Annotated in this window: 1 protein-coding gene; it reads left to right on the top strand. The window is 63.5% G+C overall.

The annotated features are described in order from the left end of the window. Window positions 1-64 precede the first annotated feature (64 nt). Window positions 65-1254, top strand: a protein-coding gene (locus OHD58_RS30475; protein WP_263807307.1) for an IS3 family transposase whose coding sequence is annotated in 2 segments (ribosomal slippage) — window positions 65-314 and window positions 314-1254 — 1191 coding nt in all. Because the reading frame shifts where the segments join, the coding sequence is not laid out codon by codon here. Window positions 1255-1272 lie beyond the last annotated feature (18 nt).

The following is a 1272-nucleotide window of genomic DNA, read 5'->3' as shown; positions in this document are numbered from 1 at the left end:
TGACCTTGCCCCTCTGATCTAATCCGGTTTGAAGTTCGTTCTGGCCCATAGAGAGGACCAGGACATGAAACGTAGCCGCTTCTCTGAAGAGCAGATCATCGGAATTTTGAAGGAACATGAGGCCGGGGTATCGGTTGCCGATCTGTGCCGCAAGCACGGGGTCAGCGACGCCTCGATCTACAACTGGAAGGCCCGCTTCGGCGGGATGGATGTCTCCGAGGCACGGCGACTGAAGGCGCTGGAGGACGAGAACACGCGGCTGAAGCGGCTTCTGGCCGACGCCATGCTCGACAATGCCGCGTTGAAGGATCTTGTGGGAAAGAAATGGTGACGCCCGCGGCCAAGCGAAAAGCTGTCGCTCGCCTGAAGGAAGGCTTCGGGATGAGCGAACGGCGGGCGTGTAAAGCCATCGGCTGTTGCCGCATGACGGTTCGCTACGAGACCAGCAGGCCGGACGACCGCGAGGTTCGCGAGCGGATGAAGGCGATCGCGCAGCAGCGTCGCCGGTTCGGCTACCGGCGTCTTCTCGTGATGCTGAGGCGGGAGGGCCTGGTCGTGAACCACAAGAAGCTGTTCCGGCTCTATCGGGAGGAGAAGCTCGCCGTTCGCCGCCGTGGCGGCCGCAAGCGGGCGATCGGGACCAGGGCGCCGATGCTGGTGCCGCTGAGGCCCGACGAGCGCTGGTCGCTCGACTTCGTATCGGACCAGCTCACCGACGGGCGCCGCTTCCGCATCCTGGCCGTCGTCGACGACTGCACGAGAGAGTGCCTGGCACTCATCGTTGATACGTCTCTCTCGGGCATACGGGTTGCCCGAGAATTGGACCGGCTCATTACCGAGCGCGGCCGGCCGAGGATGATCGTCAGCGACAATGGCAGCGAGTTCACCTCGAACGCCATCCTCTCCTGGGCGGATCAGAACCGCGTCGAATGGCATTACATTGCGCCCGGCAAGCCGATGCAGAATGGCTTCATCGAGAGCTTCAACGGCCGACTGCGCGATGAACTGCTCAACGAGACGCTGTTCACCTCGCTGGCTCAGGCGCGCGTAGCCATCGCCCTGTGGCGCGCCGACTACAACACTGCGCGGCCGCACTCCCAACTCGCCTGGCAGACACCGGCCGAGTTCGCCACCACCTTCAATCCGCGACGGTCGCTCGCGCTGCGCTATGCCAAAGGCTCCGCGCCAGCGCCCGTCGCTTCACCCGCCCAGCAGGGCACAACCCACGCCCGAAACGAACTCAAAACTGGATAGAAACTGGGGGCAAGGTCA

Origin of the sequence: Mesorhizobium sp. ZC-5 (assembly GCF_025753855.1) — a bacterium.
In the GTDB taxonomy this organism is placed as follows: domain Bacteria; phylum Pseudomonadota; class Alphaproteobacteria; order Rhizobiales; family Rhizobiaceae; genus Neomesorhizobium.
The sequence above is the reverse complement of the archived record's forward strand: the minus strand, read 5'-3'. Positions and strand labels throughout refer to the sequence as shown.